Source organism: Paracoccus sp. MKU1, assembly GCF_001447385.1.
Lineage (GTDB): Bacteria > Pseudomonadota > Alphaproteobacteria > Rhodobacterales > Rhodobacteraceae > Paracoccus.
In genome coordinates, this window is sequence record NZ_LLWQ01000183.1 from 1 (window position 1) to 2048 (window position 2048).

The 2048-nt window shown below is 63.8% G+C and carries 1 protein-coding gene and 3 pseudogenes; 2 read left to right on the top strand and 2 right to left on the bottom strand.

Features of this window, described 5'->3' with window-relative positions:
• Positions 1-20: 20 nt before the first annotated feature.
• Positions 21-325, bottom strand: a pseudogene (locus AQY21_RS14855) (transposase); the annotation flags it as partial.
• Positions 326-388: 63 nt separating this feature from the next.
• Positions 389-937 (bottom strand): sugar phosphate isomerase/epimerase, encoded by a 549-nt coding sequence (locus AQY21_RS14860; protein ID WP_238986794.1) that lies wholly within the window; start codon positions 935-937, stop codon positions 389-391.
• Positions 938-1178: 241 nt separating this feature from the next.
• On the opposite strand from AQY21_RS14860, the pseudogene AQY21_RS14865 reads away from it, so the two are divergent.
• Both AQY21_RS14865 and AQY21_RS29375 read left to right on the top strand, forming a co-directional pair.
• Positions 1179-1700 (top strand): annotated as a pseudogene (locus AQY21_RS14865) (GMC family oxidoreductase); the annotation flags it as partial.
• A 48-nt stretch (positions 1701-1748) separates the two neighbouring features.
• Positions 1749-2021: pseudogene (locus AQY21_RS29375) on the top strand (transposase); the annotation flags it as partial.
• Positions 2022-2048 lie beyond the last annotated feature (27 nt).

Genomic DNA, 2048 nt, shown 5'->3' on the forward strand with positions numbered 1-2048 from the left:
GGTGGGATTGATCATTTTTTTTTGCGCTCGGCAACAGACCCGCCTTGCCGAGCGCGCCGGACAAAAAATCATTCTCCAGCGTCAGTTCTCTGATCTTCGCATGCAGGGTCTTCACGTCGATGGTCGGTTCCGGCTCGGCCTTCGGGGCTTCCCCGGAAACCCCGGTCGCGCCCTCCAGCAGTTGGTCGCGCCACTGCTTGATCTGGTTCGGATGAACGGCGAAATCCTGCGCCAGCTCGATCATGGTCTTCTCACCCTTGATCGCAGCTACCGCCACTTTCGCCTTGAATGCCGGGCTGTGATTCCGGCGCGGTCGTCTCGTCATGGTCTTCTCCTCGCTCGCAGCATCATGCTGCAGTTGCTCGGAAAATCCACTTAGCCCACCTGTTCAGATTTCCGAAGCCACCTCTAGCTGGTCCGAGACGGTGTTCAACGGACACCAGCCAAGCGCCTCGAAGTAAAGGATCAGCCCCCTCTCGGCGGCCATGTCGGCCAGCCGGGCCAGGTTGCGGGCGGTGATCCGCATCTGTTCGTCGCGGGACAGGCCAAGGACGCCGGAATAGCCGGTCACCGGTCGGCCCGCGGCATGCGCCCTGACCGTGGCGACCGAGACCGGGCCCGTAATCGCCTGCACGGCCTTCGCCCCCGCGATCTGCGCCAGATGGAAAAGTTCGCCGGCATCCCGCCACAGCGACTCCTCGGCCCCGCCGTGCCGCTCGATATCCATCAGGAAGCCGGTGCCCGGAATGTCGTAACCGCGCAGGCGCTCGGCCAGGTCGGCCTCGGTCCATCCGGCGGCAAGGAAGGCGCGCATCTTGGCGGCCGAGATCTCGATGCCGTCATAGCCCAGATCGGCGGCGATCTTCAGGTCCATCGCCATGGGTGCGTCCTTGGCGATCAGGGAATGGAGGACGATTGTCTGGCGTTCGACGGACATGGGTTTTCCTTTCCTGGGATATACGGAGTTTCCGCGCGAGCCGTCGCCACGGCAATTGCGCAGTCCCATGAATTCTTGCGCAACCTGACGCAATCGCCACGCGCTGTTGCGTCATTGGCGTCATGCTTGCGAAATTGCCAACCCCACCGCCGCTCGGCTTACTGCATCGACAGGCCGGAAGGAGACAGGGATGGACTGGGCGGATTACGTAATCGTCGGCGGAGGATCGACCGGCTGCGTCATGGCATCGCGTCTCAGCGAGGACGCCGATACCCAGGTCGTCCTGCTGGAGGGAGGCCCGCGCGACCGGAACCCCTATATCCATATCCCCGGCGCCTATTACAAAACCGCGCAGGGCCCGTTGCTCAAGCGCTTCCCCTGGGAGCCGACGGATGGGCAGAATCGCACGGAGCAGCCGACGATGGTGCAGGCCAGCGTGTTGGGCGGCGGCTCTTCGGTCAATGCGATGATCTATATCCGGGGCAATCCAGACGATTACGCGACATGGGAAAACCTGGGGGCGTCCGGCTGGGGTTATCAGGACGTCCTGCCCTATTTCCGCAAGGCCGAGAACAACAACCGCTTCTGCAACGAGGCCCACGGCATCGACGGGCCCCTGGGGGTCTCGGACATCGACCATATCCATCCGCTGACCCGCGCCTGGCTGCAAGCTTGCCAGCAAAAGGGACTGCCGCTGAACCCGGATTTCAACTCGGGCGATCAGGCCGGCTGCGGGCTCTACCAGATCACCGCGCGGAACGGACGCCGCAGCAGCGCGGCGGTCGCCTATCTGAAGCCCGCGCGCAAACGCAGGAAGCCGCGCGTGGATGACCGGCGGGTATTGAGCGGGATAATCTTCATCAATCGCAATGGCTTGCGGTGGTGCGATACGCCCCGGGAATATGGCCCGCCAAAGACCCTCTACAACCGCTGGAAGCGGTGGAGCGACAAGGGGGTCTTCGCCCGGATGATGGATGGGCTGGCCGCCGAGGCCGCCGTTCCAAAGACGGTGATGATCGACGCGACCTACCTGAAGGCGCACCGCACGGCGACCAGCCTGCGGTCGAAAAAGGGGGGGCCGGGGAACAGAGGGGCCGTCTGATCGGTCGCA